This is a genomic window from Streptomyces sp. NPDC032745, from assembly GCF_055579465.1.
In genome coordinates this window covers 252,465-278,282 of record NZ_JBVING010000013.1, presented here as the reverse complement: position 1 = coordinate 278,282, position 25,818 = coordinate 252,465, and the positions used below count along the sequence as shown (strand labels likewise).

Annotated in this window: 22 protein-coding genes and 2 pseudogenes; 10 read left to right on the top strand and 14 right to left on the bottom strand. The window is 68.2% G+C overall.

What is annotated here, in order from left to right:
* Positions 1 to 414 precede the first annotated feature (414 nt).
* Positions 415 to 807, bottom strand: coding sequence for a hypothetical protein (locus tag ACZ5WG_RS29825; RefSeq protein ID WP_468727196.1), 393 nt, complete (start codon positions 805 to 807; stop codon positions 415 to 417).
* Positions 808 to 2,039: 1,232 nt separating this feature from the next.
* Between ACZ5WG_RS29825 and ACZ5WG_RS29820 the strand changes: the two genes are divergently transcribed.
* Complete coding sequence (locus ACZ5WG_RS29820) at positions 2,040 to 2,486, top strand: DUF732 domain-containing protein (protein ID WP_468727194.1); 447 nt, start codon at positions 2,040 to 2,042, stop codon at positions 2,484 to 2,486.
* A gap of 1,021 nt (positions 2,487 to 3,507) precedes the next feature.
* Here the strand turns inward: ACZ5WG_RS29820 and ACZ5WG_RS29815 are convergent.
* Positions 3,508 to 6,534 carry a hypothetical protein gene (locus tag ACZ5WG_RS29815; RefSeq protein ID WP_468727193.1) on the bottom strand — a complete coding sequence of 1,009 codons (3,027 nt, stop codon included), beginning with the start codon at positions 6,532 to 6,534 and terminating at the stop codon, positions 3,508 to 3,510.
* 266 nt (positions 6,535 to 6,800) lie between these two features.
* Between ACZ5WG_RS29815 and ACZ5WG_RS29810 the strand changes: the two genes are divergently transcribed.
* From ACZ5WG_RS29810 to ACZ5WG_RS29800, 3 genes are read left to right on the top strand one after another with little or no spacing between them, the layout of a single operon-like run.
* Positions 6,801 to 8,117, top strand: coding sequence for a CHAT domain-containing protein (locus ACZ5WG_RS29810; RefSeq protein WP_468727191.1), 1,317 nt, complete (start codon positions 6,801 to 6,803; stop codon positions 8,115 to 8,117).
* Between the two features lie 39 nt (positions 8,118 to 8,156).
* The gene (locus ACZ5WG_RS29805; protein WP_468727190.1) at positions 8,157 to 8,561 is read left to right on the top strand and encodes a hypothetical protein; all 405 of its coding nucleotides are present in this window, start codon (positions 8,157 to 8,159) and stop codon (positions 8,559 to 8,561) included.
* Between the two features lie 8 nt (positions 8,562 to 8,569).
* On the top strand, positions 8,570 to 9,220 hold the full coding sequence (locus tag ACZ5WG_RS29800; RefSeq protein ID WP_468727188.1) for a hypothetical protein: 651 nt from the start codon (positions 8,570 to 8,572) through the stop codon (positions 9,218 to 9,220).
* 587 nt (positions 9,221 to 9,807) lie between these two features.
* Here the strand turns inward: ACZ5WG_RS29800 and ACZ5WG_RS29795 are convergent.
* From ACZ5WG_RS29795 to ACZ5WG_RS29775, 5 genes are all read right to left on the bottom strand, one after another.
* A complete protein-coding gene (locus ACZ5WG_RS29795) occupies positions 9,808 to 10,002 on the bottom strand; it encodes a hypothetical protein (RefSeq protein WP_468727187.1) in 195 nt (64 codons plus the stop codon).
* A gap of 153 nt (positions 10,003 to 10,155) precedes the next feature.
* On the bottom strand, positions 10,156 to 11,280 hold the full coding sequence (locus tag ACZ5WG_RS29790) for a relaxase domain-containing protein (RefSeq protein WP_468727186.1): 1,125 nt from the start codon (positions 11,278 to 11,280) through the stop codon (positions 10,156 to 10,158).
* A 21-nt stretch (positions 11,281 to 11,301) separates the two neighbouring features.
* Complete coding sequence (locus ACZ5WG_RS29785; protein WP_468727184.1) at positions 11,302 to 12,132, bottom strand: IS5 family transposase; 831 nt, start codon at positions 12,130 to 12,132, stop codon at positions 11,302 to 11,304.
* 391 nt (positions 12,133 to 12,523) lie between these two features.
* Positions 12,524 to 13,138 carry a hypothetical protein gene (locus tag ACZ5WG_RS29780; RefSeq protein WP_468727182.1) on the bottom strand — a complete coding sequence of 205 codons (615 nt, stop codon included), beginning with the start codon at positions 13,136 to 13,138 and terminating at the stop codon, positions 12,524 to 12,526.
* Between the two features lie 188 nt (positions 13,139 to 13,326).
* The gene (locus ACZ5WG_RS29775) at positions 13,327 to 13,608 is read right to left on the bottom strand and encodes a lactococcin 972 family bacteriocin (RefSeq protein ID WP_468727209.1); all 282 of its coding nucleotides are present in this window, start codon (positions 13,606 to 13,608) and stop codon (positions 13,327 to 13,329) included.
* A 418-nt stretch (positions 13,609 to 14,026) separates the two neighbouring features.
* Between ACZ5WG_RS29775 and ACZ5WG_RS29770 the strand changes: the two are divergent.
* The 3 genes and pseudogenes from ACZ5WG_RS29770 to ACZ5WG_RS29760 all read left to right on the top strand — a co-directional run.
* Positions 14,027 to 14,224, top strand: a pseudogene (locus tag ACZ5WG_RS29770) (IS5/IS1182 family transposase); the annotation flags it as partial.
* Between the two features lie 437 nt (positions 14,225 to 14,661).
* On the top strand, positions 14,662 to 14,994 hold the full coding sequence (locus ACZ5WG_RS29765; RefSeq protein WP_468727181.1) for a hypothetical protein: 333 nt from the start codon (positions 14,662 to 14,664) through the stop codon (positions 14,992 to 14,994).
* Between the two features lie 234 nt (positions 14,995 to 15,228).
* Positions 15,229 to 15,750, top strand: coding sequence for a hypothetical protein (locus tag ACZ5WG_RS29760; RefSeq protein WP_468727180.1), 522 nt, complete (start codon positions 15,229 to 15,231; stop codon positions 15,748 to 15,750).
* A 106-nt stretch (positions 15,751 to 15,856) separates the two neighbouring features.
* Here ACZ5WG_RS29760 and ACZ5WG_RS29755 read toward each other — a convergent pair whose 3' ends face one another.
* A complete protein-coding gene (locus ACZ5WG_RS29755) occupies positions 15,857 to 16,921 on the bottom strand; it encodes a DUF4241 domain-containing protein (protein ID WP_468727179.1) in 1,065 nt (354 codons plus the stop codon).
* A gap of 902 nt (positions 16,922 to 17,823) precedes the next feature.
* Here ACZ5WG_RS29755 and ACZ5WG_RS29750 point away from each other — a divergent pair.
* Together ACZ5WG_RS29750 and ACZ5WG_RS29745 are read left to right on the top strand one after the other, a co-directional pair.
* Entirely contained in the window at positions 17,824 to 18,438 is a 615-nt protein-coding gene (locus tag ACZ5WG_RS29750) for a hypothetical protein (RefSeq protein WP_468727178.1), read from the top strand.
* 164 nt (positions 18,439 to 18,602) lie between these two features.
* Positions 18,603 to 18,743 (top strand): annotated as a pseudogene (locus ACZ5WG_RS29745) (IS630 family transposase); the annotation flags it as partial.
* Here ACZ5WG_RS29745 and ACZ5WG_RS29740 read toward each other — a convergent pair.
* The 5 genes from ACZ5WG_RS29740 to ACZ5WG_RS29720 form a co-directional block, all read right to left on the bottom strand.
* A complete protein-coding gene (locus ACZ5WG_RS29740; RefSeq protein WP_468727177.1) occupies positions 18,743 to 19,900 on the bottom strand; it encodes an acyltransferase family protein in 1,158 nt (385 codons plus the stop codon). The pseudogene ACZ5WG_RS29745 and the gene ACZ5WG_RS29740 overlap by 1 nt on opposite strands.
* Positions 19,901 to 20,192: 292 nt before the next feature.
* On the bottom strand, positions 20,193 to 20,624 hold the full coding sequence (locus tag ACZ5WG_RS29735) for a hypothetical protein (protein ID WP_468727176.1): 432 nt from the start codon (positions 20,622 to 20,624) through the stop codon (positions 20,193 to 20,195).
* A 143-nt stretch (positions 20,625 to 20,767) separates the two neighbouring features.
* The gene (locus ACZ5WG_RS29730) at positions 20,768 to 21,811 is read right to left on the bottom strand and encodes a hypothetical protein (RefSeq protein ID WP_468727174.1); all 1,044 of its coding nucleotides are present in this window, start codon (positions 21,809 to 21,811) and stop codon (positions 20,768 to 20,770) included.
* A 5-nt stretch (positions 21,812 to 21,816) separates the two neighbouring features.
* The gene (locus tag ACZ5WG_RS29725; protein WP_468727173.1) at positions 21,817 to 24,084 is read right to left on the bottom strand and encodes a DUF6571 family protein; all 2,268 of its coding nucleotides are present in this window, start codon (positions 24,082 to 24,084) and stop codon (positions 21,817 to 21,819) included.
* A 10-nt stretch (positions 24,085 to 24,094) separates the two neighbouring features.
* Positions 24,095 to 24,469 carry a hypothetical protein gene (locus ACZ5WG_RS29720; protein WP_468727208.1) on the bottom strand — a complete coding sequence of 125 codons (375 nt, stop codon included), beginning with the start codon at positions 24,467 to 24,469 and terminating at the stop codon, positions 24,095 to 24,097.
* A gap of 189 nt (positions 24,470 to 24,658) precedes the next feature.
* Between ACZ5WG_RS29720 and ACZ5WG_RS29715 the strand changes: the two genes are divergently transcribed.
* Complete coding sequence (locus ACZ5WG_RS29715) at positions 24,659 to 24,925, top strand: hypothetical protein (protein ID WP_468727171.1); 267 nt, start codon at positions 24,659 to 24,661, stop codon at positions 24,923 to 24,925.
* Positions 24,926 to 24,932: 7 nt separating this feature from the next.
* On the opposite strand, the gene ACZ5WG_RS29710 is transcribed toward ACZ5WG_RS29715, so the two are convergent.
* On the bottom strand, positions 24,933 to 25,667 hold the full coding sequence (locus ACZ5WG_RS29710) for a GbsR/MarR family transcriptional regulator (protein ID WP_468727170.1): 735 nt from the start codon (positions 25,665 to 25,667) through the stop codon (positions 24,933 to 24,935).
* Positions 25,668 to 25,818 lie beyond the last annotated feature (151 nt).

Sequence of the window (25,818 nt, the reverse complement as noted above, 5' to 3'; positions counted from 1 at the left end):
CCCGCGGAGCGGGTACCTCCACGCTGCGCGTGGAGGAGAGGAACCGTCTCGCTGCGCTCGACGGAGGCTCGGCTTCGCCGAGCCAGGGCCGGCCTTCGGCCGGGGTCCTTCGCTTCGCTCCGGACAAGTTCGGGTTCCGCTGCGCTCCACCCGAACGGCCCGCTCCGCGGGCCTGGGTGACCCCGTTTCACGGGGTCCTGGGGTGTCCGCTCCGCTCCCACCCCGGCCCCGTCCTTCTCCGCCTCCAGGACCAGCCCGCTCCGCGGGCAGCCAGCAACAGAGGCCTGGATGGGTAACTCCAGGCAGTCGGCCGCAGTCCTCAGAGGCAACAGAAAGCGGATGTCCGGGTGGTCTGTCGAGCGCGCCCGCGAGGCGGTTGAACCCTCATCGGTAGCCATGCAGCTCCACGCCGGGTCAGCGCAGATCGTAGCTATTTGCGAGAAGCAGGGCCTTCCCCATCAACTCAACGGCCTCCTCGGAAAGGTTCACGCACAGGAAACGCAACCCGATGGGATAGTCCCCCCACAGACTAAGGATGAAGCGCAGAACCGTGAGGTCCTCACCTCCCCATTCACCGAGCTCACCCGACTCGATCGCGGCTCCCACACGCTTGGGATCCAGACCGGCCCACACGACCCCGTCGTCCCCGACCCCTCCATCGATGTAAGGCCGCAACCGCAGATCGTGAAGCCACACACCATGCCGTTCCAGAAGCCAGACCGCTGCCTCCACCTCCCACAGTCCGCCCGCGCCATGCTGCATAGCCTGAAGAAGATCAGCAGGAGAACTCTGCGAGAAATCAAACATCTCGCGATGATAGACGGCCGGGCCTTCGCCCCTTACGGCTTACGGAGCAGGCCAAATACCCTTGTGTACCGGACCGGAGGCACCCCCGCTTCACAACATCCAGGCCACCAACTCGTAGGGCTCCGGCTCTCAACCCCGGCCCTGCCCTAACCACCTGGATGCTTCATTTCCAGTCATGGCTAAGCTCTGCTCCGCCCCTGCCCCTGTCACCTCACCGGCGACCACGCTGTCGCCTGTTGTCGCCGATCGGTGAGACTGCGCAGCGCCCATTGAATCTGCGCAATCGCACCCGGATCAACGAACACCGCAGGCCAGACGGCTGACGAGTCCAGACCCTGCGCAGATTCAATGAGTGAACACAGCCACCAACCCGCTCAACCAATCTGCACAACCCCAGGTCAGGAGCATGGCGACTGCTCACTTTCACTGACCGACGACAGCAGCTGTCGCCCATCAGTGAACCTGCGCAATGCCCTGCTACGCCGCGCCCCGTTGTCCAGGCCAACTCATCCCAGTGACACCAACCCCACTGCATCACACTGTCCCCAAGAACCGCGCATACGGGCCTGACCAGAACAAACCAAGCACCCCTTCATCAGGACAGCCCCTGCGGCCCCATGGACAACCAAGCGCCGCGTAGCAGCGTGGAGGAGGGCCGCCAGGCTGATGAATGCCTCGTACGGGAGGACATTCGTGCCGGCCCTCCAGCGGCGGTAGAGGGCGAGCTGCTCGTCGAGAGTGAGAGTGGAGCCCCTGAAGCCACTGCGGTGCCCCCACGGCCGCGGCCGGATTGTGGAGCACCAATCCGGTGCGGTGGGCGTGGGAGAAGAACTGCCCCAGACCTGCGAGCCAGGAAGCTCTGCGGACCGGGTTGCGGGCGAGAAATACCTCCACGAGTGAAACCGACAGGAAACAGTGCCACGCCGACCACGCACCGAGGCAGCCCAAGGCATCCCGCCGCTTCGACCATGACGGCTGGCGATCCCTATCTGCCTGCGTCGTGTCGCGCCAGGAACCGCGGCCACGGCACGGCGGTCGGCGTCTGGCTAGCCAAAGGAGGGGATTTGCCGCCCTTATAGCACATTGGGCTCCACTATATAAGCATGAAAAAAAGGGAGATTTCTATCTAATGTGGTCATACATCGCTGATGCGCGGGGCGATCTACGAGTTAGCCGTCACGACTCCTTTCCCCGCAGCCAGCGACTCCTATGCCACACGAGGGGTAATCCCAGTGTCACAAACCAGCTCGAAGCGAAGCGCCGTCATCATCGCTATAGCCCTCGGCGTCTCGGCGCTGCTTTCTGTGAACGCGATGGCCGGGCCGGTCGCAAACGACGACGCCACGTATGACCACTGCGGCCCCCCGGGTGCATCTCCGGGCACCTACGGGTGTGACAGCCAGACCCCTGAGACCGGCGGCACCGACTACCAACACAACCTGAACTTCATCAGCGCGTACCGCAACAGGTTCCTGTACTCCACTCTCGACAACAACCAGATCGCAGCCCAGGGCCACCATGTCTGCAAGCACCTTGAACAAGTTGCCGAGAGTGTTGAGGTGCAAGCCTGGCTGAACATCGGCTGGACCTGGGACGAAGCGACCTGGCTGGTGGGCACCAGCGAGAACTTCTTCTGCCCTTTGAAACGTGCCGGTGACGTGCCCATCCCCAACGCCTAAGCCTGGAGCCGCAGCTCGGGCGCGGTTGGAAGAAACCCGGATAGAGACCGCGAAGCGTTCAGATGCTTGCGGCACCCGGCCCCTGAAGTGACCGCAAAGGTGCCCTCCACCGTTGATACGGGGAAAACCAGTGCCAACGGCTCCCGGTCCATGGGGAAGAGCGCCGCAGGTAGTCTCCGCACCCCTCACACGTCCAATACACACAGCCCCGGTGTTCCGTCGGACCGGGGCCGGGGACGGTCCGGTCGCACTCCTCCTCAACCCGCAACAGCGAGCGCCCCCGCACCACGTGCGATCTCTCGCCTTCGTGTCTGTCAGCACGCGACCTGCACATCTATCGCCCGGTGACAGTAGTGAAAGCCCTGCTCTCACCCCAAGACAGTGACTCCACACACCGAAACGGCCACCGACCAGCACCAACGCACAGTCTCACCGTCTCTCACACCACCGTCACGAAGCCGAAGATCGCAACCGCGGGGCCGCCCAAGGGCGGCCCGCACCGTAAGTCGTCGAGCACCTTCCGAGTCGGGCAAGCAGCCCCCCGGCAGCGGATGTTTCGCGCCAAGCATTCACGCACGGGCCGGCTCGCCGGCCGGCTGCGACGCCAAATCTTCGCCTACCGGGCGGTCGACTTCCTGTCCACGCACATCCCCGGTGTGTCCGGGCCGGCGAGGAGTGCCTGCTCCTCGTTCACATTCGCCAGGTCGTCGGCCAGATCCACTATCGGACCCGTTCCCACTGCGCGCAGGGCGTCATCACAGCCGTCGTCATCGACAAGCGCTTCCACAGCACGGGCTTGGGCGCACGGGCCCTTTTCCACCTGCGCTCCCGCCACCCGGGCCTCGCCTGGCTCAGCACCTCGAGCGCGCGCACCACACGGGATCTCCTGCGCTGCATATAGATCCCCACGGTCGCCTCCGACACGCCCTGTGCGCATGCCCGCCCGCCGGCCACCCCCGCCTCGTGAGGGACGGGCCGGGATCCGTCTCTCACGGGCCCGCCTGGCCCAGGTCGAGCGGGATCACGTTTCCGCGAGAGGTCTGGCAGGTGGCCATCCTTCTGGCAGGCGGTGGACCTCGCGAAGGTCCGCTCGCGTCGCACCGTCCACGTCCACAGTCGCCAGGGCGTGGCGGACGCGGTCCAGTTCTTCGGCCAGATCCGGGGCTTTGAGGGACAGTTCATTCAAGTCTGTCTGCGTTTCGAGGTACTGGGACCACAGGACGCCCCTGCCGTGTTCGAGCAACTCGATGCTGGAGTTCGGGTCCCCGGCGATGAGGGCGCAGGATGCGGCTTCCGCCGCAAGGCCCATGTATTGGGCGACAGATCCCTCTTGCGTGGAGCGGGTCGTTCCCCTCCAGGCCAGGAGAGGAAGGAGGCGCACCGCTGCCGTGAAGCCATCGAGTGCGTCGCTCCAGCGGCTGTTCTCGGCTGCGTAGCGTCCACGGCGAACCGCCGCTGCAATGCGATCCGGCGGAGTTGCCGTCGGAGCCTCCGTGGCCGCTCGCCATGCGTCGAGCGCCGCATCCAGGTCATGGGGATTTCGCTCGAGTGCGAAGCGGTCCGCCAGGGCAGCGGCGATGTTGAACTGATAGCGGGCCCAGTCGGCGGACCACTTCGGTTGGTCTCGGAGCGCTGCTTGGAAGAGGGCCAGCGACTCGTTCAGGTCGTCGAGGTTTCGCTGGCGCTCGGAGCGCAGCAGGAGGAAAGCGGCGAGGGCGCCCCGGATCGTCGACAGCGAGTGGTGCTCGGGAGCCAGGGTCGCCTCGATCGCCCTGGCCAAACCGATCGCCTCGTCGAGTTCGTGAGGCTCGTCGATCGCCATGACCCGGGCCTGCAGTACGGTCAGGATCCTGACGTGTCGATTGGCCCATTGGAAATGGCTGGCCGGGGTGCGGTTCGCCGCTTGAGTGCCAAGCCATCGCGCTCGGTCCAGGTCGGCGGGATTCCGGGTTTCGTTGAAGCGCAACGTCAGCGCTCGGGCCAGCTCGGCCTGGGTCGAGGGGGTCTCGGGATCTTCGGGACCGCCCTCCCGCACTGCCTGGTCACCGGCCTGGATCGCCTCGGTGAGGTCCGGCATGTTGCGAGTGCGTTCGAAGCGCGCCGTCAGGGCGATGCCGAGGTTCGTCAGCGCGGCAGCCCGTCCCTCGCCGCCCGGCTCGAGGCCGTCGACGGCTCCACGCAGGTACTCGATCGCGGCGTTGAGGTCCCCGATCGCCCCGCTGAGACGGAACTTGGATATGCGTGCCATGCCGGCGAGGTTCATCCGCGTGGCTGCCATGGGATGGCCGTTCGGCGTCAGGTCGAGGGCCTCGGCACTGGCCTTGACCGCCGCGTCGAGATCAACGGCGTCGGCGTTCCTGTCGAAGCGTTCGCGCAACCCCAAGGCGTATTCGGTCAGAGCCTGGGCGGACACCTCGTGATCCGACGACGACTCGTCGACGGCGACTCGTCCCAGGGCGATGGATGCGTCCAGGTCTTCTCCGGCGTCGGCATGCCGGGAGCGAGTCCGCAGGGCGGCCATGAGGAACATTCGGTACCAGGTGCGGCCCGACGACCCCTCCTCGCTGCCGTTCAGGGCGGCCCGTCCCGCGCTCAGGGCGCCTTCGAGGTCGGCGTGGTCCCCCAAGAGTTCGAAACGGGACAACAGCATCGCACCCAAACGGACATCGAGATCTGCCTGCCCCGCGGCGTCAGCGGTCCCCGCCTGCGCGGCCTCGGTGCCGGCCGTGATCGCGTCGTTGAGGTCGTCCTGTAGCCGGGTGCGCCAGTACCGGGCCATGAGGGCCATGGCCAGCCGGTGCAGAATGCTCGTGCGGTCCTCGTGGACGCCGGGCAGGAGAGCGAAGGCCGCGCGTGCGCGCGCGACGGCCTCGTCGAGGTCCTCGTCGCGATCCAGCAGCTCGAACCGGGCCTGCAGGCTTGCGGACAGATTGCTCAGCGTCGCCGGCCGGCCGGGGTGACGCGGGTCCGTCGCGGCTCGCCGTTCCGCGTCGATGAGGTGGTCAAGGTCTTCAGGGGCGTGCGTCAGGTCGTACCGGCGGTGCAGCTGCGAAGCGAGCTGTACGAGGGCGTCGACCTGCAGGGTCGGGTTGACAACGCCGGCCAGGCGCGCTGAGTCGTGCGCCCGGTGGATGGCCTCGTCCAGCGTTTCGCGATCGCCGTGGAGTTCGAACCGGCGGAACAGCGTTGCACTGAGGATTTTCAGCATCAACGGCCGCTCCGGGTGGTCCGGCGGGGTGGCGGCGAGGGCCGCCCGGGAAGCGGTTTCCGCCTGTGCTAGGTCCGCCGGTGCCGCAGTGTGGCCGAAGAGGGTCTGCAGGGCCTGTCCGAGGTTGGACTGGAGGATCGGCATGCGGGGGTGGTTCGGATCTAGGGTGGCCGCGGTACGGCTGAGAGCCACCGCCTCGTCCAGGTCGCGCGTTACGCCTGCGTGTTCGAACCTGGTGCGCAGGGCCACGGCCAGGCACGACACGCATTCCGGGTAGGTGGCAGCGCCCTGCGGTGTCAGGGCGACGGCTCGTCGCAGCGCCGCGACCGATTCGTCCAGGTCTGCCGCCTGGCGACTAACGCCGAACCGGTGCCAGAGCGCCACCCCCAGGTTGTGCTCCGCGCTGCTTTGCGCGGGGGACCGACCGACTGTCTCGGCGGTGGCCTGCCGGAGCATGTCGATCGCTTGGTCGCGGCCCTGCTCGTTGTACTCCGCATCGCTGCGGCGCAGCAGGGCCATGGCATGGAAGTACCGAACTTCTGGAGGTACTTGCGAGGGATCGTGCTGTCGCACGACGGCGAACAGCTCGGCTGCCGCGGCGATGTCGTCGTACTCTCCGCCCTCTGGCCGCATGAGGTATCGGCACAGGCGCAGGGCCCCCGCTGTCCTGATGGAGTCGAGTTGTCGCTTGCCGCCCGACCGGCGGCCCGCCTCGAGCAGACGGTCCAACAGGTCGAGAACGTCGGGGCTCAGGACAGCCTCCACGTCGCCGTGCTCCATGCAATCGGCCATGAGTCGGCGGGCGACGGCCACCAGAGCGTCGCACATGTCGCTTGTCAACAGACCTCCTCCGTGCCTTCCCCGGGTGGGGTACATGCCCGGACGGCCAACGGGTCACGCCTTGCCGGACGCGGCGTTCGGTGACCGCAGAATCACCCCCCTCGATGGCGGCGACACCGGCTGGCCCCACGGCCTTCCGGCGGCTACCGGAATCAGCAAGTCCACAAGCATGCCGGTCGGTCGCACGGGAAAGAGTCAGACCAGCCGCGCCGAGGGGGGCGATGCCAGTGAGCCGAGCGGACGAATCCAGCCCAGTAGACCGAAGGATGGCGCTCGCCCACGAGTGGGACCATCTCGTGGAAAAGGTACGCGAGCGCGGTTTCACGGACTTCCTCAGTCCGCCGTCCCTGGAGGCGCTCTTGCCCGCCGCCACGGGCGGACCCGTAGCCGTCGTCAACCTGAGCAGGTGGCGCTGCGACGCCCTGATCGTCACCACTGCCGGAGTGCGCGTCGTCGAGTTGCACGACCTCACGCTGGAACAAACCGTGGAGCGGGCCTCGCTCTACCTGAGCACGCTGGAGGAAGCCGAACGGGCGGCCTACGCATACCAGCTGGCGGTGGAGACCACGGATGCCGATCCCGACCGCGCCGCCATCCGTACCCGCAGCCGCGCCGCGGCAGCGCTGATGAAGTCCAGGCAGCGCACGGACGACATGCTCCGCTCGCTCCAGGAATGGCTCTGGGACACGATCGCCGCGCCGGTGCTCAGCGCGCTGAAGCTGGACCGCGTACCGCCTCCGGGGGCCGGGTGGCCGCGGTTGTGGTGGTGTCCGACCGGCCCGTTGGCCCTGCTTCCGCTGCACACCGCCGGCTACCACCACGAGGGCGGTGGCGAGGTGCCACGGACGGTGATCGACCGTGTCGTGTCGTCCTACACCCCGACGCTGAGGGCCCTTCTGGAGACGAGGACGAACCGGCGGGGAACCGGGCCCGACGCAGGCGCCCCCGGCCACGAGGGGCAGGGCTACGCGCAGGAGGATGAGTCGGAGCGGGACCGCCTGCTCATCGTCACGCTGGAGGAGTTGCCGGGACAGGTCCGGCTCCGCGGCGCCACCGAAGAACGCGACGCCCTGATCCGGCTCGTACCGGAAGAGCGGCGAACACTCCTGGACGCCGACGAAGCCACCTGGGTGAATGTCCGCCGGGAACTGCCCAGGCACAGATGGGTTCATTTCAGCTGTCACGGCGATCAAGACCTCAGGCAGCCGTCACGTGGCGGTCTGCTCCTGCACGACCGGATGCTCAGCATCGCCGACATCTCGGCCCGCCGATTCGCCGGGGATTTCGCCGGCCTGGCGGCCTGCAAGACCGCCGCCGGCGGGATCCGTCTGGTGGATGAAGCGATCAGTCTGTCGGCGGCACTCCACTACACGGGCTACCGGCACGTCGTGGCAGCGCTGTGGTCGATCGACGACGAGACCTCCGCGAGGGTGTTCAACGCCGTGTACGAGGACATCGTGGTGGACGGAGCACTGAGGCCGGACGGCGCCGCGCAGGCCCTGCACGCCATCGTGCGTACCCTGCGGACCGAGAACCCGCACCAGCCCAGTCTGTGGACTCCTTTCACCCACACCGGCCCGTAGACCGACCAGCAAGCCCCAGGCCTCAGAAAGGAGCGCTCCGTGCCGGACGATCCCCCGGAGCCGCAGCAGCCCGGGAACGATTCCTCCCCCGTCGCACGCTCTTCCGCGGGCCCAATCGAACCCGTGTGCTTCCAGCCGATCACCCGTGCCGAATTCGCGGTCGCGGCTGGCGGATTCGCCGTGAAGTCCGCCCCAGGTGGCGTCATCCTGAGCGGCCCGTGCCCCCGTTGCGATCACGCGATGGAGTTCGCTCACGTCACCGAGGTCTTTCGCAGTTTCCGCATGCCGCTGCTCCGGGCGTCCCGCCGCCAGGAGTCGTGCGCCACAGGCTGGGAAGAGGTACGCATGATGTGCACCTGCGAGTCCGAGCACTCCGGTCGGCCACAGGACGACGACGGCTGCGGCGCCTATTGGATCATCAGGCTCGGGCGCGACCAGCCGTGAACCGTCGGGTGACCCCGGGTCCCGCGGCTTCCGCCACCGACCGGCTCGCTGCCCGGCAGATGCACCGGCTGGTCAAGCACGAGTTGCCTCAGGTTCGGGCGGCGGCCCTCGCCTGGCGAAACGGCGTCGGTGTACTGCTGGCCGGGCTGATCGGTTTCGGTCTTCTCAAAGGACGAACCGACGTCGGCCAATTGGCCGCGCCGTACGGCGCACTCGTCGGATGGATCCTGCTGTCCTCCCTTCTCGCGGGCACCGCGTCAGCCCTCTTCCTGTTGCGCGCGGCGCACGGCTACCCCGGGACCATTTCCCTCCGACCCCAAGCCCTGGACCACGACCCCAGCTCACGGTCTGCCAGCGACCACTCCGAAGCCCTGCACGCGGGCAACGCCCTCTCCCGGGGGCTCACCCTGTGCCTGCTCTGCATGGCCCTCCTCGTCACGGCCGTGGGCATGACGTGGTACGGCCCGAGCGCGGCCAAGCCCCGCGTCGAGGTCAGCACCCCCGGCGCCACACGCTGCGGCGAGGTGGTGCGGCTGACGAAGGGTCAGCTCACGCTCAAGACCGACAGCGGAGAGATCACGGTCGATCTCACCCAGGCCGTAGCTCTCAAGGCCGTTGATTCCTGCTCCCGGCAGAACGTCGGACCGGCGCCCGGGTAGGCGCCGTCCGCGATCGCCGTGCTCCCGGTCGGGCTGCAGCCGTGCCGCGGCGCCGGTCAGGACGTCGAGGGCGGGGTTTGCGGGTCTTCGCGGTCGCCGTCGTCCTTCCTTTCTCGGGCGCCTCGCCATGTCGTCCACTCCCACCCGGTGGTGCGCACCCAAATACGGGAGTGCACGGCACTCAGCGCACCACTCACCGGCCCTACGCACGGTGCCGGTGCACGGTACGGCGGGACAGAGAGTTCTCCCCTCTGAAGGCGCGCATCGCTGTCCGATGCACGGCATCGCCAGGGCGGTGGCGAGCGAGGTCAAGGAGAAACAGCGAGGTCAAGGGGAAACACGGAAGACTCGTAACTGGACAAGGGTTGCTTTCTGCCCGATGGAAGGGTCCGTGCACGGGTGGCGTCCTGGTCAAGGGGTGCGCATCGAGTGCACGGCATCCGATGCACCGTCACTGTCCGTGTGCGCACCGGGTGAAGCGGAACGGAAGTGGAGGCCGCCGTCGCGCGCATCGTGGTGCGCACCGCGCGGAGTGGAGAGTGCACGGCATCGTCGGTGCGCGCACCGGATGCCGGGATGTCCCGCACTCACCGCTGACGGCGTCGGCGCAGGCGCGCGGTGCGCCACGGGTTCGGCCGCCCGCCCGGGTACTGGGAGCGGCGCCGGACCGGCAGCGGCTTCGGCGCCGGGTGCAGCGCCGCTCGCAGCCGGACCGCGTCGGTGAGTTGCTCCAGGCGTTCCAAGAGCTCCGGCGAGAGGTGCGGCGGGGTCGGCTGAACCATAGGGGCGGCCTCCGTGCTCGGGGGTTGGTCTCTGCACGCTTGCCCCTCCCCGTCGCCTCGAGGACGTTCGTGTCGGCCGCGTCCCGACAGGTAGCCCGGCGACTTAGTGCCGTGTCCCGCCGGGCGGGCTCGGCGCTCGCCAGGCTCCGGCCATCAGCGTTCGGGGGCCGCTCCTCTCCCCTGGTGGGGTCCGGGGTGCTGCTGCTGGCTGGTGGGACTCGGCGCGTCGGCCGGCTGCTCGGGCTGCGGCCGGTCCGCGGTGGCGCGGCGGCGGGCGTCAGCCTCGCGCTTGAAGGCGGCGAACCGGGCGAGGTTGTCCGGCGTACGCATCCACGTCGCCGGATCGGCCGTGCGGCCCTCCAGCAGTTCCGGCATCGCAGCCTGCTGGTGGGCGTGGACGGCAGCGGCCCGCTGCGCCGGGGTGAGGGAGGAGTCCCGGTCTGGGTGGTCGACGGCGTGCGGTGCGGCCACCGCGTGGTCGTGGTGGTGCTCGGTGTGCGCGGTGGTCGATGCGGTCGCGGCTGGGGCTCCGTCCCGCGCAGGAGCGGGCGCGGTGCGGGCGGCACGGATCGCGTTCTGCACGGCGAGGCTGGCGACCCGGGCCCGCTCGTACCGGGTGGCAGATCGCGGCGGTTTGCCGTCGGTGCCGGCGATCCACCAGCGGGTGGGCCAGGCGAAGTCGGCGGTGTAGGTGAGCTGGTCCGGCGCCGGGGTCCGGCGGCCCTTCTGGGGCACGGTGAGCTGGCGTGAGTGGCGGGCCAGGGCCTTGTCGGCGATGTAGTCGTCCACGCCGGGAGGGAAGGCGCGGCCGCGCAGGGTCTCCAGGAGGTGCCGACGGGCTTCGGCCAGGACGTGGCGGCGGGCGAAGGTATTGCGGACGGTGTAGACGATGGCAGCAACGTCGGCGGCGGCGAGCACGGTGTCTACCCGCGGGCTCACCCGGGCCCGGATCGCCGCACCGGCCGCCCGACAGCGCTCCAGGAGCCCGTCGACCATACGTACGCCGAAGCGCCAGAGAGCTGACGCGCGCCACCACGCGCGCAGCTGCTCCAAGGGCTTCGGGTTCTTCTTCTCCGGGCGGGTGTCCTGCGCCGCCCACCAGCCGAGTCCGTGGCTGGCGCGCTCGCCGGGCAGCCGGCCGTGCTTGGCGACGTACTGGTCGGTGATGACCTCCAGTGCGTCTTCGATCCGCTGGCGGCGGGTGGAGGATCGGCCATGGTTGCCGTCCCAATGGAAGGCAACCTGATGCACCGAGAATCTCTTCTGGAAATCGCTCACTGAAGTTCCCCTTCCTGCGGATCACTCGGACCCCTCCCACGCCATCGCCCCGATCGCGGGCGCCTCCCATCCACCACAGTGAACCCCCAGCCCACCCGTGCACACGACTGCTCGTTGTCCTGGTTGGAAATGGCTTACCCAAAGCGACGTTCCCAGCGGACGGCAAGTCGTTTGAAGTGGTGGAGCAGGGCGAAGGTCTGCTCCACGACGTAGCGGAGCTTGCCCATGCCCTTGATGTTCGGGTCCCCTGCGGGAGATGACCGGCAGGATCCGGCGTTTACGCAGCTCCTCGCGGTTGGGGTTGGAGTCGTATCCCTTGTCGCCGAGCAAGGCATCCGGGCGCCTGCGGGGACGACCGGGACGCCCCGCCACGGGCGGGATGCCGTCGACCAGGGCGAGGGTCTGGGTGACGTCGTTGACGTTCGCCGCGGTCGTGATGGCCTTGAGCGGGGTGCCGCGTCCGTCACAGATCAGGTGGTGCTTGCTGCCCGTCTTCCGCCGGTCGACCGGCGACGGACCGGTGTCGGCTCCCCCCTTTTTCGCCCGGATGTGGGAGCCGTCCACGCAGGCCCTGGACCAGTCGAGGCGGCCGGCCGCGTTCAGTTCGGCGAGCAGGAGTCGGTGCAGCTGGTCGAAGACCCCGGCCTGCTGCCAACGCTCCAGGCGTCGCCAGCAGGTCTGCCCTGAGCCGAACCCCAGCTCAGGGGGCAGGAGTTGCCACGCGATGTCGTTGGAGAGCACGTACAAGATGCCTTGCAGGCACAGCCGGTCAGCTACCGGCCGCGGCCCTGGTGACCTCGTCGGCCAGGGCGGCAGCAGTGGCTCAATCAGTGCCCACAAGTCGTTGTCCACGATCCGCGGCCGAGTACTCACACCACCACGAACGGCCGAATCGTCACACCGGTCACGGCTGACCAGAACAACTCATCAAGATCCTGTTGCGAGCTCTATGGACTATTCCTGACGCCTTGCTTTGAGTCGGTCTCTCGTGAGCGGCGTCGCGAGTGAGCCCTCGTGGTCACCGTGTGTGGTCGCCCGGAGCATAGTGGCGCCAGGTTCCTCCGACCTCGGCGGCGAGCTGCGCGGTGGTCTCGTCGTGGTAGCCGAGCATGCGGGCGATCACGGGTGCGGGGGCCTGGAGGACGAGGTGGCGGATGGCCGCCGTGCGTCCTCGCTGGGTGGGGAAGCCCAGGCGACGGAGCCGGAGTTCGATGGTTTCTGGGGATAACGTCAGCTCGAGGGGTCAGAGACGCCGTGCAGGCGCGGCAGCTTCCGCTCGCCCGTCGGCTCGGCCACGCCGAACGCGCCAGCTCCACACCGTCTGTCCGATGAGAGCCACGGCGACGACGCATGCTGCGATGCGAGTTACGTTCCAGGTTATGGCGAAAACCGGACCCTGCGAGTCCGCCTCTACGTTCAACCGCTGAGTCGCCTCGAAGAAGGCGATCAATGGAACAACCAGACGGAACAGAAGGCCACCAACTCCGGGCGTTCGCGCTACGTTCCCCATGAGTCCCACAGGGGCACCAAACACGAAAGCTGCTATTCCCCACACGAGAATTTGCCCCCCGCTGGAGGTGCCAGATTCCATTCCATCCGGAATGGAGGTGGCGGATTCCATTCCGGCCGGAATGGTGGGATTCACCTCCTTGAGAAGGTAGTATGCGACGACGCCGATGGCCAATCCCAGAGACGCCAGCAATGCCGACTCGATTTTAGATCGGCGGAAATAACCCACCAGCAATGCGTAGCAGGCCCACGGCCAACCACTAGAAAAAACAATACCCATGGCGACACAAACGCGATTATCCCATTTCCCGACAACGGGACCCACCAGGCCAAGCAGCAAACCCGCCACGAGAGACACAGCGACCGACACAACTCGAGCACGCGTAAAGCGCATGATTTATCTTCCCCGTTCAGCGAGTAAGTCCGAGTCGGAGGTGGCGCCACTCCGAGACTGCGCGGGCCACCGAACAGCCTCCGAGCGGCGCACCAACCTACCGCACCTTCCGAGGAGTTACCGCTTGGTGCGGGGATCAGAACCTAGTCGACGCTGTAGTAGGTAGAGCAGGTGTAGGCGAGACCCGCAGTGAGGTTCGCGTTAGAGGTGTCGCCGGCTGCGGCGTGAACGCGACGCGTTTTGCCCGCGAGCTTCACCGTGGACGAGTGCCCCTTCGTCTGGTGCGCGTAATTCGAGTAGCAGTACTTATTGATTACCCCGGGGCTGACTTCTCTTGCGTACCAGCCGTAACACCAGGTGCCCCCGCTGGACGGGCTGAGGCATGCACTCGCCAGCGACCTAGCGGAGTCCGCCGAAGCGTCCATCTTGAACGTCACCACACCCCATTCAGAGGGGTTGCCCAGCCCTGCAGGCGGCTGGGTACCGTCCCCGCGATGGTGGACGGTGACGGTGGCTCCGGAGGCGCTGGCGGTTGCAGACGTGTCCGCTGCGGCCGGCGCCGCGAGGCCTACAGCCGCAATCGCTGCGCCCGCGATGGCGAACGGATCTACCAGCAATCTTCATGAAATCCCCTCCCATGATTCCCCCTGTTGGGAACGGGAGAAATCCTTCATAGGTCCGCACCTGCCTGCAAAGGAAAATTGAATCTGGTGACTCAAAACCCCCCTGGCCGATACATATGGCATCGTCTGGACATTTCTGCACTTCTTGTCGCCTGTTTTAAGGTGATTAGCCCAGATAAGGCCGCCCAGCCCGACACCTCAGCCCCGTTCGCGCGATCCTGGACGTACACGACCGCCCGGCAGCGAACTGTCCGCACCTGAGCCAACGGTCAACCGGGCACTGGCCATCTCCCGCGCACCCGTCGAACGCGGCATGGCACGGCTGAAGTCCTGACGGATCTTCCGAAGAACACTGGGCAGCCCCAAGCGAATGACGTCAATCGCCAAGGCAGTCCTCACCCTGGAGAGGCAACGCTGAAAGGCTCACTGGTCAGCACTGGTCGCGATGGCGCGTGCATGGTTCTTCCGACCAGCGGAGGCCGTCTTCGCCGGCTGCGCTTCTCCTTCGCCGCCGCGGCGGCCATCTCGTACAAGATCGCTGCCTCGCGCTCAGCCCCTGGATCCTTCCGGCGTCGCACCCGCTGCACCGCTGGCGGCGCGTTGCGGCTCGTCGCGGCCACGGGCCGACCCGGCGCGGCCTGCGCTTCCCCGCGCACTCCCAACGCGGGAAAGCGCAGGCGAGCGCCCCCGACGCGTGACCGGCCGGGTGGGCCGGTGTGTCAAGCCCCGACTTTCCGTGTCGTGACCGCAGGCCCTGCGTGGGGCGCAATGGAGTCACGGTTTAACGCCGACAGAGCCGACAGACGGGCAACCTGCCCCTGCGCACTCCCCACTTTTCCTGAGGAGCCTTCCCCCATGACCGCCACCGGGACCCGACGTGTCGCCCCCCTGCTCATCGCCACCCTCCTGGCCGGCGGAGGCGTCTCGCTCTCCTCCACCGCTTTCGCCGCTCCCACCACGGCAACCGCAAGCATCACCACCGACACCGACACCGACAACCTGCGCACGGTCAAGCGCCTCACCAAGACGCCCAGGCCCGTGAAGAAGCTGACCCGCACGGTCGAGAAGGACGACGTCGGGGTCACCCAGCCGAGTGGAGACCCTTACAACAACGTGAACGTCGACGGAACCACTCGAGTGCCGCCGTACCACACCACGCCCTGCGTAACGCTGGATTGCGTGCGCTGAATCAGGTGCCGCGGCCCGGCCACCCGCCACGAGAAGACCGCCACGCTCTACCGCGCAGGCCTCCACAAGATCCCAGGGCGCCCGTAGAAGGCACACACCCTCCTGGTTCAGAGAAGTCACCAGGTCGAAGGACAGCACTCGCGTCCATGCTGGTCGGGACGTGTGCCCGGATGTTGGGTCCCCGGCGTGCCCCGCTTAGTCAGCCGTGACCCGCCGCAGGCCAGCCCCGTTCGCATGGACACGGAACCGGACCGGACCGGGTCGAGGACCGTCAGCCCGGGGATGTGGGTGCCGGGCCGGAAGACCTGGTCGAAGTCGGTGGACCCGAGCAGCCGGGAAGGCTCCTGGTGCCAGCCGGACGCCTCGGGGCCCGCTTCGCAGCGACCCAGTCCGCGCGTCCGCGACCGTGAGCGCCGGCCGGTCGTCGAAGCCCGGGCGGGCCGTCCAGAGGTCCTCCTCGGCCACCGCCACCTCGGCCTCCGGGGAGGCGCCCCGCCTGCCCTCGGGCTGGTGCGAGATGAGCGCGGTACCGTCGGCGGAGAGCTCCACCGCTGTCCGGGGGCAGTGCACATCGAACTCCGCCGTCTGCCCGTCCGGGCACCGCCGCACGAGCAGGCGCCGGATCAACAGCCGCCCCTCGTCGTCCCGCAGCCGCAGCTCGGCCTCGGCGGTCCGGCGGCCGTGCTCGTCGTACGCCGCCACCATCCGCACCCCGAACGGGACGTCGCGACCCGGCGCGCGGTAGATCACCGCTGACGGAAGGCCGGCGGCATCCCGGGCTCACGCCTCCTCGGGGGACAGCTCGCGGCCTCCGGTACGGGACTCCGCGTCCCAGGACTCCTCAAAGGTCACGTACGTCGTCTCAGGCATCGGCGGTGGTTCCGTCTCGCTCCGGGAGCAGCTCGGGCATCCCCTCCACCAGCACCACGACGCCGACCACCTCGCCGGCTTCGGAACTGCCGACCCACACGGGGTAGGTACCGTCCCCGGTCGTCGCGAAGGCCATGAGCTCGCCGCCGGAAGCCTCGTCCCAGGTGCGCTGCATGAACATGGAGCCGTCGTCGATGTCCTCGTACCCGTCCAGGTCCGGCTCCCCCTGGATCAGCCCCCGCTCGAAGAGCGCGATGAGCGGCTCCCAGGCCCCGGCGTCGGCGAAGCAGCCGGTGGCGCCGTCGGTGTCGAAGCCGGCTGTCTGCTTCTCGATGAACAGCCGGGGATCGTCGTCCGGGCCGAGGGCCATCTCCCAGGTCGCGGCGGGGGTCTCGCTGACGAGCAGGCGGACGGCCGTGGGTTCCGTGGTCGTGACCTCGGCGTCCCGCCACTCGCAGTGGTAGCTGAAGCGGACCCGCGCCTCGTCGAGTACGTACTCCCCGGGCGGGACGGGGACCGTGATGCTCGGCCCGTCGCCTTCGTCGGTGTCCGGGCCGGAGACGGCCAGCAGCCCGCTGGGCACGCGCAGGGTGCCGACCCGGCGCGGCTCCACGACGGTCATCTCGGGGTGGTACCCGTCGGTCACGCGCACCCCGGGCCGGAATAGCTCGTTGATCGGCCCGGGCTGCGCGGGGCGCGGCGGACGCCAGCAGGTGGCGGGGGCGTCGCCGTGGGCGGGCTCGGCTGCCTCGGCCGCCTCGGCCGCCTCGAAGGCCGGCGGCTCGATGAGCCCGTGCACCTGGGCCGAGAGCAGCGGCCACTCCCCGAAGGCGGGGCGGTCCATCCAGCGCTCGTCGTCGCGGAGACTGGGCGAGGTGGTGGAGGAGCCCCTGCCCTGCCCCTGCCCCTCCTCCGTCCGTCGGCCCCTCCCGTCCGGGAAGAGGTCCACGGTGATGCGCGGGCACGCCTTGTCGAACTCCGTCATCTCCGGGCCGGTGTAGTACCAGCCGACGGAGTACCGGCGCAGCAGCCGCGACGGGTCGTCCAGCAGCCGCATGTCCAGGTCGTGGGTGCGGCGGCCCTGGGCGTCGTAGACCCACAGCCCGACGTAGTGGTCCCGAGGACCTCCAGCGGAGCCTCCCGGCCCGGCTCCCGGTACACCACGACGTACGGAAGCCCGGCGGCATCCCGCTCCCGGGCCTCCCCGGCGGATATCGGCCGCCAGGGCGCGCGGGCCTTCAGGTCCCACGCCTGCGCGACCCCTCCTCGACGACCATTGCCGCTCCCTGTCCCTGCGTCCTGCCTTGGCTGTGTGCTGAGCTGCAAGGTAGCCGCCGGCTGTGACAACGGCCCTACGGGGCCCGGCGGCGGGCCGGCCGGTGGCCCGCAGGCCGAACTGGTCGGCAGCGTGCCGCTGGGCGGCCGGCATCCGGACATCAGGGCCTCTGGCGCGGGCCGGACGCATGGGTGGAACTCCCATGCGTGTCCGGCGGCGCGCAGCACCACGGCGTCGGCGGCCTCGATCGCGGCCCGGGCGGCCGTGAGGGCCAGGATCAGGTCCCGGGCGTCAGGGGCGTCGCCTATGTACGGCAGGGACGGGGCCGGGCGTCCGGGGTTGCGGGCAGCCAGGGAGGCGGCCAACTCGGCGACGACGTGGGGGTGGAGCGCCTCGGAGACCTCCTTGCGCAGCTGCTCGGCGTGGGCGGCCCGCTCGGCGGGGCCTACCAGCGTGGGCACGTCTGCCCCGCAGGGTCGGGGAGTGGAGCAGTTGTCCGGCGAGCCACACCGGGAGGTGGTGGCGTTCTTCGCACGGCTGCGCTCCAGGAGTGCGACCAGCCCCAGCCCACCCCGTGCCACCACCGAATGGGCCACTCGCGTCGCGGACCGGCTCGGTTCGGCTTCGCATGGAGGGGAGCCGCGCGCCACCGCCGCGGGAGCCTCCCTCCGACAGGACGAGCCATGCAAACCTGGTACGTGCGCACCACCTACGCCACCGGCGACCCGGCCAAGCTCGAGGGTGTGCTCGACGCGCTCCGCAGCGAGGCGCCAGGACTGCTCATCCAGAACCCCGGCTACCACCGCTTCGGGCTGTTCGCGGACGGGGAGATCGGCAAGATCCTCATGGGGTCGTGGTGGGAGAGCGAGAGCGCTCGGGCGGAGAGCGATACGCGGCTGCGCGAGCGCCGTCTGGAGCTGCTGGCGCCCTTCGCAGACACCGTGACCGTCGACGACTGGGAGGCCGTGTCGTACACGCCCGCGCCCAAGGTGGCGCCGGGCATGTGGATGCGGACCGGGTACGTGGAGTTCGACCCGTCCGACGCGCCCGCGTACCGGCAGACGTTTGAGGAGCTGGGCCGTCCCCAGCTGGAGGCCCTGGACGGTGCGGTCAGCGCGACGCTCTTCCTGAACGCTGCGGCGGGGCGTGCACACGTCGGCGCGCTGTTCCGCGACAAGGCCGCGCTGGTCGCGACGCGGGGGCCGCAGTCGGCGATCCGCGGCGCGTCCCTCAAGAAGCTGAACGCCAGGTTGCTGAGCCTGGAGGAGTTCGAGCTGATCATGGCGCACCGACCGTAGGGGTAAGGAGCGCCGTAGATGGCCGCCCATCCGGCCAACTGCACGCTCGCTCGGTTGCTTACTTCGGCGCCTAGGCCGTGACCGGAAACGATCACCGGGTTGGTGGTGACGGGCCTCGGGCCGGTTGGATGTGGCGACACGTCCGATGGGCACGGGGAAGCGGTATGGCACAGCCGGTCAGGGTGCGCAGGCTGACCGAGCAGGAGGGACAGAAGCTGCAGCGGATCGTGCGCCGGGGCAGCACCAGCACGGTGCGATACCGGCGCGCGATGATGCTGCTGGCCTCGGCGGGTGGGCGGCGAATTCAGCCAGCCTTCACCGCGTCCGAGTGCGCACGAAGAGAGCCCATGCCCCGGGTGAGGCCTCGCTTCAGCACCGCAGACAGGGGCCGCTCGATGAACCGGTGGACCAGCCAGGCGGCAGCAACCATGCCAAAGGTCATAACGGCGACGAGCACCCAAGGCGAGAGGTGGTGGCGGAGCAGCCGGATTCCGGTCCATCCAATGTGTTCGTGGAGGAGATAGAGGGGATAGGTCGTCGCACCTGCCACGGTGAGCCACTTGCCCCTGACCCAGTTCAACCGGCCGAGGGCAAGCGCAAGCATCACCAGGTAGCCGAGGGTCATCAGAGCAATGGCCGGCTTGGCGTCCATGGTCCGGCCGAGGCTGACGGCAAGAGCGTCGTTGTAAAGGGCAACCTGGCGGACCGAGAAGAGCCACGAGATGGCGACGATGCCCCACAGCAGCAGGGTCGGCCGGAAGCGGTGCATCAGGTACATGGCCACACCTGCAATGAAGTAGGGCGAGTACTCGGGCATGACGATGTAGTCGGCGAAGGGCGCCCGGCCAGCCGTGACCAGTACCGAGGCAACCGTCCACAACCCGCAGAAGAGGACCACCCGGCGGTAGGTCACTCCCTTCCACACCACCAGGGCGAACAGCAGGTAGAAGCGGATCTCGACCCACAGCGTCCAGTACACGGCGTCCACCGATGCGACGCGGAATGGCTCCTGCAGCATGGTGAGGTTCAGCAGCACGTCCTTCAGGCCGAGGGGCTGCACGACCAGCGGCCACAGCGTGACCACGGCGGTGGTGGCCAGGACGGCGAACCAGTACGCGGGATAGAGCCGCACCACCCGGGACGTGAAGAAGTCACCCAGGCTGCGCCCCCAGCTGCTCATGCAGATCACGAAGCCGCTGATGACGAAGAAGAACTCCACTCCGGTCCAGGTATACGAGGCAAGCCAAGAGGCGGTGGGGAACACCACGTCCACCGGCTTGGTCCAAGCGTTCTTGGATGCCTGAGCATTCCCACCAAATCCGACATAATGGTGAAAGACAACCATCAGCGCCGCAATCAGACGAAGCCCGTCCAAAGCCTCCAGTCGTGGGCGCTTCCCAGCCACTGGAACAAGCACCGGATCCGCTGCACGAAGCGGGCTGGGTATGAGGTGGTTCTGCATCCGGCAGATCCTACTGCCCATGCCGTGACCTGGACGTTGAGGCTCGTGCCGCAACAGCCTGGCCAACGGCTTCCGCAGCAGAGCCTGCGGGGAGCGCTGTGCAGCATGCAGCTGCTCGGCGGCGGCAAGGTCGGGAAATCGGTCTTGGGCGAGGGACCCGCGCCGGGTACGGAGTCGGCGGCTGCGCGAGAATCGGTGTTGGCCTCCGTCACCGCCGCTCCGGGCCTGGCACCCACAGCATCACCGGCCGGCGCAGCCCGGCGCGCCCGATGCGGCCGCTGCCATCCTCCTCTCACGGCAGGTCGGAACGTCCCAGCCATGCTGGTTTCACCGGCACGCCGTCCTCGTCGCGCTCCACCGCCACCGACGGCGGCAGCGGGGGCGGGGGCGGGGGTGTCGGCGCCTCAGCCGCGACTGGTTCAGCGATGATCTGTTCCGCTGGTGCAGGGCGGTCGGTGTCGTCCAGGAGTTGGGCAGCGGAGAAGCGGGTGGCGTGGGACTGCCACGCGCCGTCGACGACCAGCAGAAATCCATCACCGTCGCGGAAGAGGCGGCGACGCCTGGGGCTCCTGGGGTGCTCCGGCGTGTAGGCACGCGCCCGCCGCTCCAGCTCCGCCAGAGCCGTCTCACGCTCGCCCTCCACGTGCGCCATCACGTAGGCCTCGGTGTGTTTGCGCTCGCCCGAGCCGACCGTTGTCTCCAGGATCAGTCCCCATGTCGCCATGGCCGACTCCCTTCCTCGGTCTCCTTCGCCGCAGTTACAACATGCCCTTCTCGTGGAGCTTCCCGACGGCCGAACCGTGAAGATCTCGTCGCCTGGACAGCGGATTCGTGCGCGGCCGGTTCGAGGGATGAGGCGGCGTCGTCTCAGTCGGTCCTACATCCCCGGCCTTTGGCCACCGTGTCGAAGAATGCCGCGAAGAGGGCCGTCCGGGCCTGTTCGTGCGAGGTGCTGCCCGCGTCCAGCAGCAGGTTGCGGTACGTGTCGTCGTAGCTCATGGCGACGTACAGGTCCCCTGCGGTGCAGGCGCTGACGGTGCGGGTGTTTTGCGGAGTGGCTGTGTCATCGCGGCGTACCCCTTGGGTCAGGAGGGGATCCTCGCTGACGGCCAGGGTGATGTGAGGTGCGCCAGGACCCTTCAGGGTCAGCTCACAGACCCTCGTCTTGGAGTTGCTTCCGGTCACTCGCTCGGTCCCGGGTTCCGCCTTCCCCTTGAGGAGAGCGGCTTCCGGCAGTCTGAAGCCGGCCATGCCGCAGGCGTTGGCCGGGTCGGTGGGCTGTGGTTCACCGGAATCGGATGGACCCTGCAGGCCCGCGGGAGCCTTCAATGCGCTGCCGTCCGTGCAGCCGAGCCTGTCGGCGACGTGCCGGGCTGCGCTCATCGCGGCCTGGGCCAGATCTTCGCGGGCGGCCCGGCCGTGGGTGAGGTTCACCTTGAGTGCCGGTACGTTGGCGCGCTGGACGCCGGGCGCAGTCTTACCCGAGCAGCTGGTAGGGAGCAGGACCCAGGCCTGGGTATCGGAGGCGGCGCCGGTGGCGCCGCCCACGAAGTAGGACGAGGCCGACGGGTCCTTCCACAGTCGGGAGCCGAGGGCGAAGTCGGCCCTGTCGAAGGAGAGCTCCAACTTCATCTCGGGCTGGTCGGCTCGCAGGAACTTACTGGTTCGCTGCACGGTGCATGAGAATCCGTACGGATCCGACGCCTCGTAGAGGCTCTTCCCGGTCAGCCTGCCGGGGCCGTCCAGCACGGGGCTCAGCTCTGCTGAGGTGAGCGCGCCGTTGCAGAAGTGACCCTGGCCCATGACGTCGGTGTTCCACCATATGAGCAGTCCGGCGCAGCCGGCCAGGGCGAGAAGCGTGGCGAGTCCTGTGCGCGTGGCTCGCCGACGCGTTCGAGTACGCAGGGGCATGAGGATTACTTCTTTTCTCGCAAGGCGAGGTAGGCACTTTCACGCCCACCGGTGTAACTCTGCTGAGCCTCTCGCTGGGCTGCTCCGACGCTGGTCGCCGACTGGTGGGTCTCATGTCCCCAGCTCTGGAAGAACTTGTCGAGGTCTGTCTGCGCGGCGTCGTTGGCGGAGCTGATGCGCTCGCGTGCCAGCAGGCCTTGTTCTGCGGTGACTCCCTTGAGCCATTCGTTCCAGGCCCCGTCGACCGTCCGCTGGGCGAGGTCGCCGACAATGGGTATGCCGGTGATGGCGCCGCCGATGACGTGGTACCCGTACACCCTCTTGTCGCCGGCCGCGCTCAGGACGGCATCGCGTTCGCTGAGCTTGATGTCGCCTCCTATGGCGTTGATCGCGCCGTTGACCTCGCCGATCTTGGCCGCTCGGTTCTTGAGGGCTTCGGGATCGGAGAGGTCCGAGGTGGTGAGTTGCTCCGCCATATAGCGGCGCTCAGACTCGTGGAGGAGGAAGTAGTTCTCCGGATCCTCCGACACCCCTCTCAGCACACGCAGCACACTGCCTCTGCTGTTCTGGATCCTGGAGTCGTCGCCGGCGGCCAGCGCGTCGTCCTTGCCCACCCTGTCACCGGGCCCCTCGCCGGCGATGATGTCCACGATGTCCGGGGAGTAGGAGGACAGAGCGCGGGCAAGCGGACCGCGTACGTTCGCGTACTCCTCGTTCTTCAGGACGTTGTCGCCCTGCCCCTTCAGCTCGCCCTTGTCGTCCTTGCCGTTCCCGTCGCCGTAGTCGAACAGGTTGACGGCGTCGTGCATGATGCGGGCCTCGGCCTCGGAATGCCGGGTGATCTCCGTGTTGGGAGATCCCGGTGCGTGGCCGGTCGTGCCGGTTTCCAGGACGAGTCCCAGGCCGGCCCGGACGTCTTTGTCGAAGGTGTCGGCAGATACGCGCTCGCTGTTCCCGATCCACGTGGTGGTGTCCACGTGGTTCCAGTCGCGGTCCTTGAGCAGGTACTGGAGGTTGTCGTTCTTACCATCCGGGCCCGGGTCGAGGTAGGAGGTGGCGGCTTCCGGGTTCTTCGACATGATGCCGAGGACGCTATCGAGGGGGTCGTTGGCGAACCACCCCCTGTTGTCACCGCTGAAGTCGCCCGTGAGGTCCCAGATATCCGGGTTGCCGCCTTGGCCCTTGTCCTCGGCCTTACGGATATCCGTGGCCAGGTCGTGCAGGAAGGGGGTGGAGTACCCGTCTCCGTGCTTCATGAGGGTGGCCAGGCTCTGATATCCGTGGACCTGCTGGCCATGGCTCCGGCCGAGGGTGTAATCGCCGATCTGCTTGAGGTCGTAGGTGGCGAGGCCGGCCTTGGCCAGGTCGGTGCGGAAGTTCTTGTAGAACTCGGACTTGGGGTCCTGCATGGCGTTCGCCAGTGAGTTGGCGAGCCCCTTCTGCAGGTCCAGGTAGCGCTGCTTGTTGCCCTTGTCGTCGCCGTACGCGTGATCGTCGAGCTTGTTCGTGAACTTCAGCGTGCTCTCGGCACCCATGCCGTTCAGGAAGGTTTGCGTGAACTCGGGACGCGAGGAGTTGTCACGGAAGGAACGGTTCAGCTCGGCATGGTCGGCGGCGGAGACCTTCTCGCCGCTGTTGATGCGGGTGGCGATGTCCTCGGCGTTGCGGGCCTCGTAGACCTCGATGTCGCCCTGCGCGTCAGCGTTGAACCCGTTGAGGGTCTCGTCGTTGCCCTTGCCGAACGCGTCCTTGTTGCTGTCGACAACGACCGCCTCAAGAGCGATCTTGACGCCCTGGTCGGCTTCGGCGACGGCTTTCACGCGGTCGGCCAAGTACTGCTGCCACTTGGCAACCGTGCCCGGGAGGTCCGGGTCGTGGTGGTAGGCCTGGCGCTCGGCGGGGGTGAGCTTGGAGAAATCGAAGGCGACGTTTCCCTGCTCGGAGACGGTCATTCCGGCGGCTATCGCCTGATCGCGCGCGGTCTCGAGCCTCTTCTTCAGATCGGTGAACTGCTCATGTGCATCCCGCAGCAGACTCGCGACCGCCTTCGCCTGGATCTGCGCGGCCGAGTACTCGTAGCGCGTCGCGGCGAAGCTCGTGTGCGCGGCCCCGACGCTGACACCCGTCCAGTTCTGGTTCACGGTGATCTTCTGGACCGTGTCCCCGTAGCGGGTCTCCACCTTCTTCAGCTCACCCGCCATCTCATCCCACTTCGCGGCGGCTGCGGTGAGTAAGGCCAGGTCGGTGGTCATCACTTCGTAGTACGTCAGCACGTGAGTCCCCCTACAGGCCGTTCAGCTTCGACTGCGATGCGCGGAACCGATCGCCCAGGCCGATGTCATTGCGGGCGAAAAGGTGCGAGGCGCCGCGCAGGGAGTTCTTCTCCGTGGCGAGGCGTCCCATCAGGACGGTGACCTGCTTGTCCCAGGTGTCGGCCACCTTCTTCAGGCCGACAGCCGTGTCCCAGTCCTCGAAGCCCTTGCCGGCGGTGTCGGTCGCCTCGTCCGCATGGTCGGCGGCCTTCTTCGTGTTCGGCTGCAACTCGGTCTCGATCGTCCCCGCCGCTGCCGTCTTCTCCGCCGGCGTCGAACCGAAGCCACCCGAACCACCCGGCGCCAACGGCCCCGCCGTCGCACCGCCCACCCCGTTCAAGCGCATACCCACGTATGCGCGGTCACGGCCCCACTCCCCCTTGAACGACACCGGTTCCCCTCCGCCCGCCTGACCAGATGATCATCGTGATCACCACGGTCGAACGGTAAGCCGAAACTCTGCCATTCGCGGTCGTCCATACGGCATGTTGACGCGTAAGCGCCAGCCTGGACCGCAGGAGGCCTCGACGGCGGCTTGCGCTGGGAGCTTGCCCACGACCCGTGGCACGGCGCCGCCCGCGCGCGCTTCACTCCGGCCGTCAGCCCGGACGGACGGCTGGTGAGCGCCTTCGTGCCGGCACTGGAGCCAGACAAGGCAAAGGCCGCCCTGGTGTACGACCTGGAGCCGGACCGCAGCTACACCTGGGACGGCCTGCTGCTGTTGGGGGCTGCGACCGCGAGGTGCTCGGCCGACCGTACCGCTTCGCCGCCGCCCTCCCCGGACGCCGGGTGCAGACGCTGACCGTGGTTCAGGTGGCGCTGTCCGAGGGCGTTTCGGGCTTCGTGTAGAGGACGTCACGGGCCTGTTCCGCGGCGCGGGCGATGCTCTCGGAGACGAAGTCGACGAAGCGGGCGATGTTCTCGAGGCGGGTGGCGGCCAGGGTGCCGGGGCCGAGGATGCCGACGCCCTGCCGTGCGGTCTCGGCGAGCTGGGCGGTGCCGCGGGCGCTGGCCATCATGGACTGGTACCAGACGTCGTTGTCGACGACGTAGCGCTCGCGGCGGCGTTCGTCGCGTTCCCGGCGGACCAGGCCCTGGCCCTCGAGGAAGGCGATCGCTTTGGAGATCGACGCCGCGCTGACCTGGAGGCGCTCGACGAGTTCGGACGCGGTGAGGCTGCCCGTGTCGGTGATGTAGAGGCAAGCCAGCACCCGGGCCATCATCTTGGGCGTGCCCGCCTGCATGAGGACGGTGGTGAACGTCTCCTCGTACTCGCGCACCGCCTCGGCGTCGCGGCCGTGGGTCTGCGCGGGTGTCTTCGGGTCGCGGGGCGCGGCCTGCCGGCGGCGGTGCGAGCGGTGTTCAGTGGCCCGGTGGGCCAGGTCCGCGCGGTAGCCGGCCGGGCCGCCGTTGCGCATCACCTCACGCGTGACCGTTGAAGTCGGACGGTCCAGACGCCTGGCGATCTCCGCGTAGGCGATGCCGTCGGCCAGCCCCAGCGCGATCTGCTGGCGTTCCTGCTGAGTGAGTCTGCCTCCCGGCATTGCGGGCTCCTTCGCGGTCTGTCGTGTCTCCAGGGCGTCTCTAGGGCACCAGTATAGCGTTCACCCCCGATCCATTGCAACGCATGGGGTGGGGAGTGTTGCATTAGATTCGATCCCATTGCAACGAATTCTCGGCTTCTACCTGCAGTGA

Excerpts from the sequence above, each read along its gene's own strand:
- ACZ5WG_RS29730 (WP_468727174.1), bottom strand. The coding sequence starts at position 21,811 with ATGCCCCTGCGTACTCGAACGCGTCGGCGAGCCACGCGCACAGGACTC.
- ACZ5WG_RS29810 (WP_468727191.1), top strand. The coding sequence starts at position 6,801 with ATGGCGCTCGCCCACGAGTGGGACCATCTCGTGGAAAAGGTACGCGAG.
- ACZ5WG_RS29720 (WP_468727208.1), bottom strand. The coding sequence starts at position 24,469 with ATGCGCTTGAACGGGGTGGGCGGTGCGACGGCGGGGCCGTTGGCGCCG.
- ACZ5WG_RS29795 (WP_468727187.1), bottom strand. The coding sequence starts at position 10,002 with ATGGTTCAGCCGACCCCGCCGCACCTCTCGCCGGAGCTCTTGGAACGC.
- ACZ5WG_RS29775 (WP_468727209.1), bottom strand. The coding sequence starts at position 13,608 with ATGGACGCTTCGGCGGACTCCGCTAGGTCGCTGGCGAGTGCATGCCTC.
- ACZ5WG_RS29740 (WP_468727177.1), bottom strand. The coding sequence starts at position 19,900 with ATGCAGAACCACCTCATACCCAGCCCGCTTCGTGCAGCGGATCCGGTG.
- ACZ5WG_RS29760 (WP_468727180.1), top strand. The coding sequence starts at position 15,229 with ATGGACACGGAACCGGACCGGACCGGGTCGAGGACCGTCAGCCCGGGG.
- ACZ5WG_RS29765 (WP_468727181.1), top strand. The coding sequence starts at position 14,662 with ATGACCGCCACCGGGACCCGACGTGTCGCCCCCCTGCTCATCGCCACC.
- ACZ5WG_RS29750 (WP_468727178.1), top strand. The coding sequence starts at position 17,824 with ATGCAAACCTGGTACGTGCGCACCACCTACGCCACCGGCGACCCGGCC.
- ACZ5WG_RS29735 (WP_468727176.1), bottom strand. The coding sequence starts at position 20,624 with ATGGCGACATGGGGACTGATCCTGGAGACAACGGTCGGCTCGGGCGAG.
- ACZ5WG_RS29755 (WP_468727179.1), bottom strand. The coding sequence starts at position 16,921 with ATGCGGCTGCTGGACGACCCGTCGCGGCTGCTGCGCCGGTACTCCGTC.
- ACZ5WG_RS29825 (WP_468727196.1), bottom strand. The coding sequence starts at position 807 with ATGTTTGATTTCTCGCAGAGTTCTCCTGCTGATCTTCTTCAGGCTATG.
- ACZ5WG_RS29710 (WP_468727170.1), bottom strand. The coding sequence starts at position 25,667 with ATGCCGGGAGGCAGACTCACTCAGCAGGAACGCCAGCAGATCGCGCTG.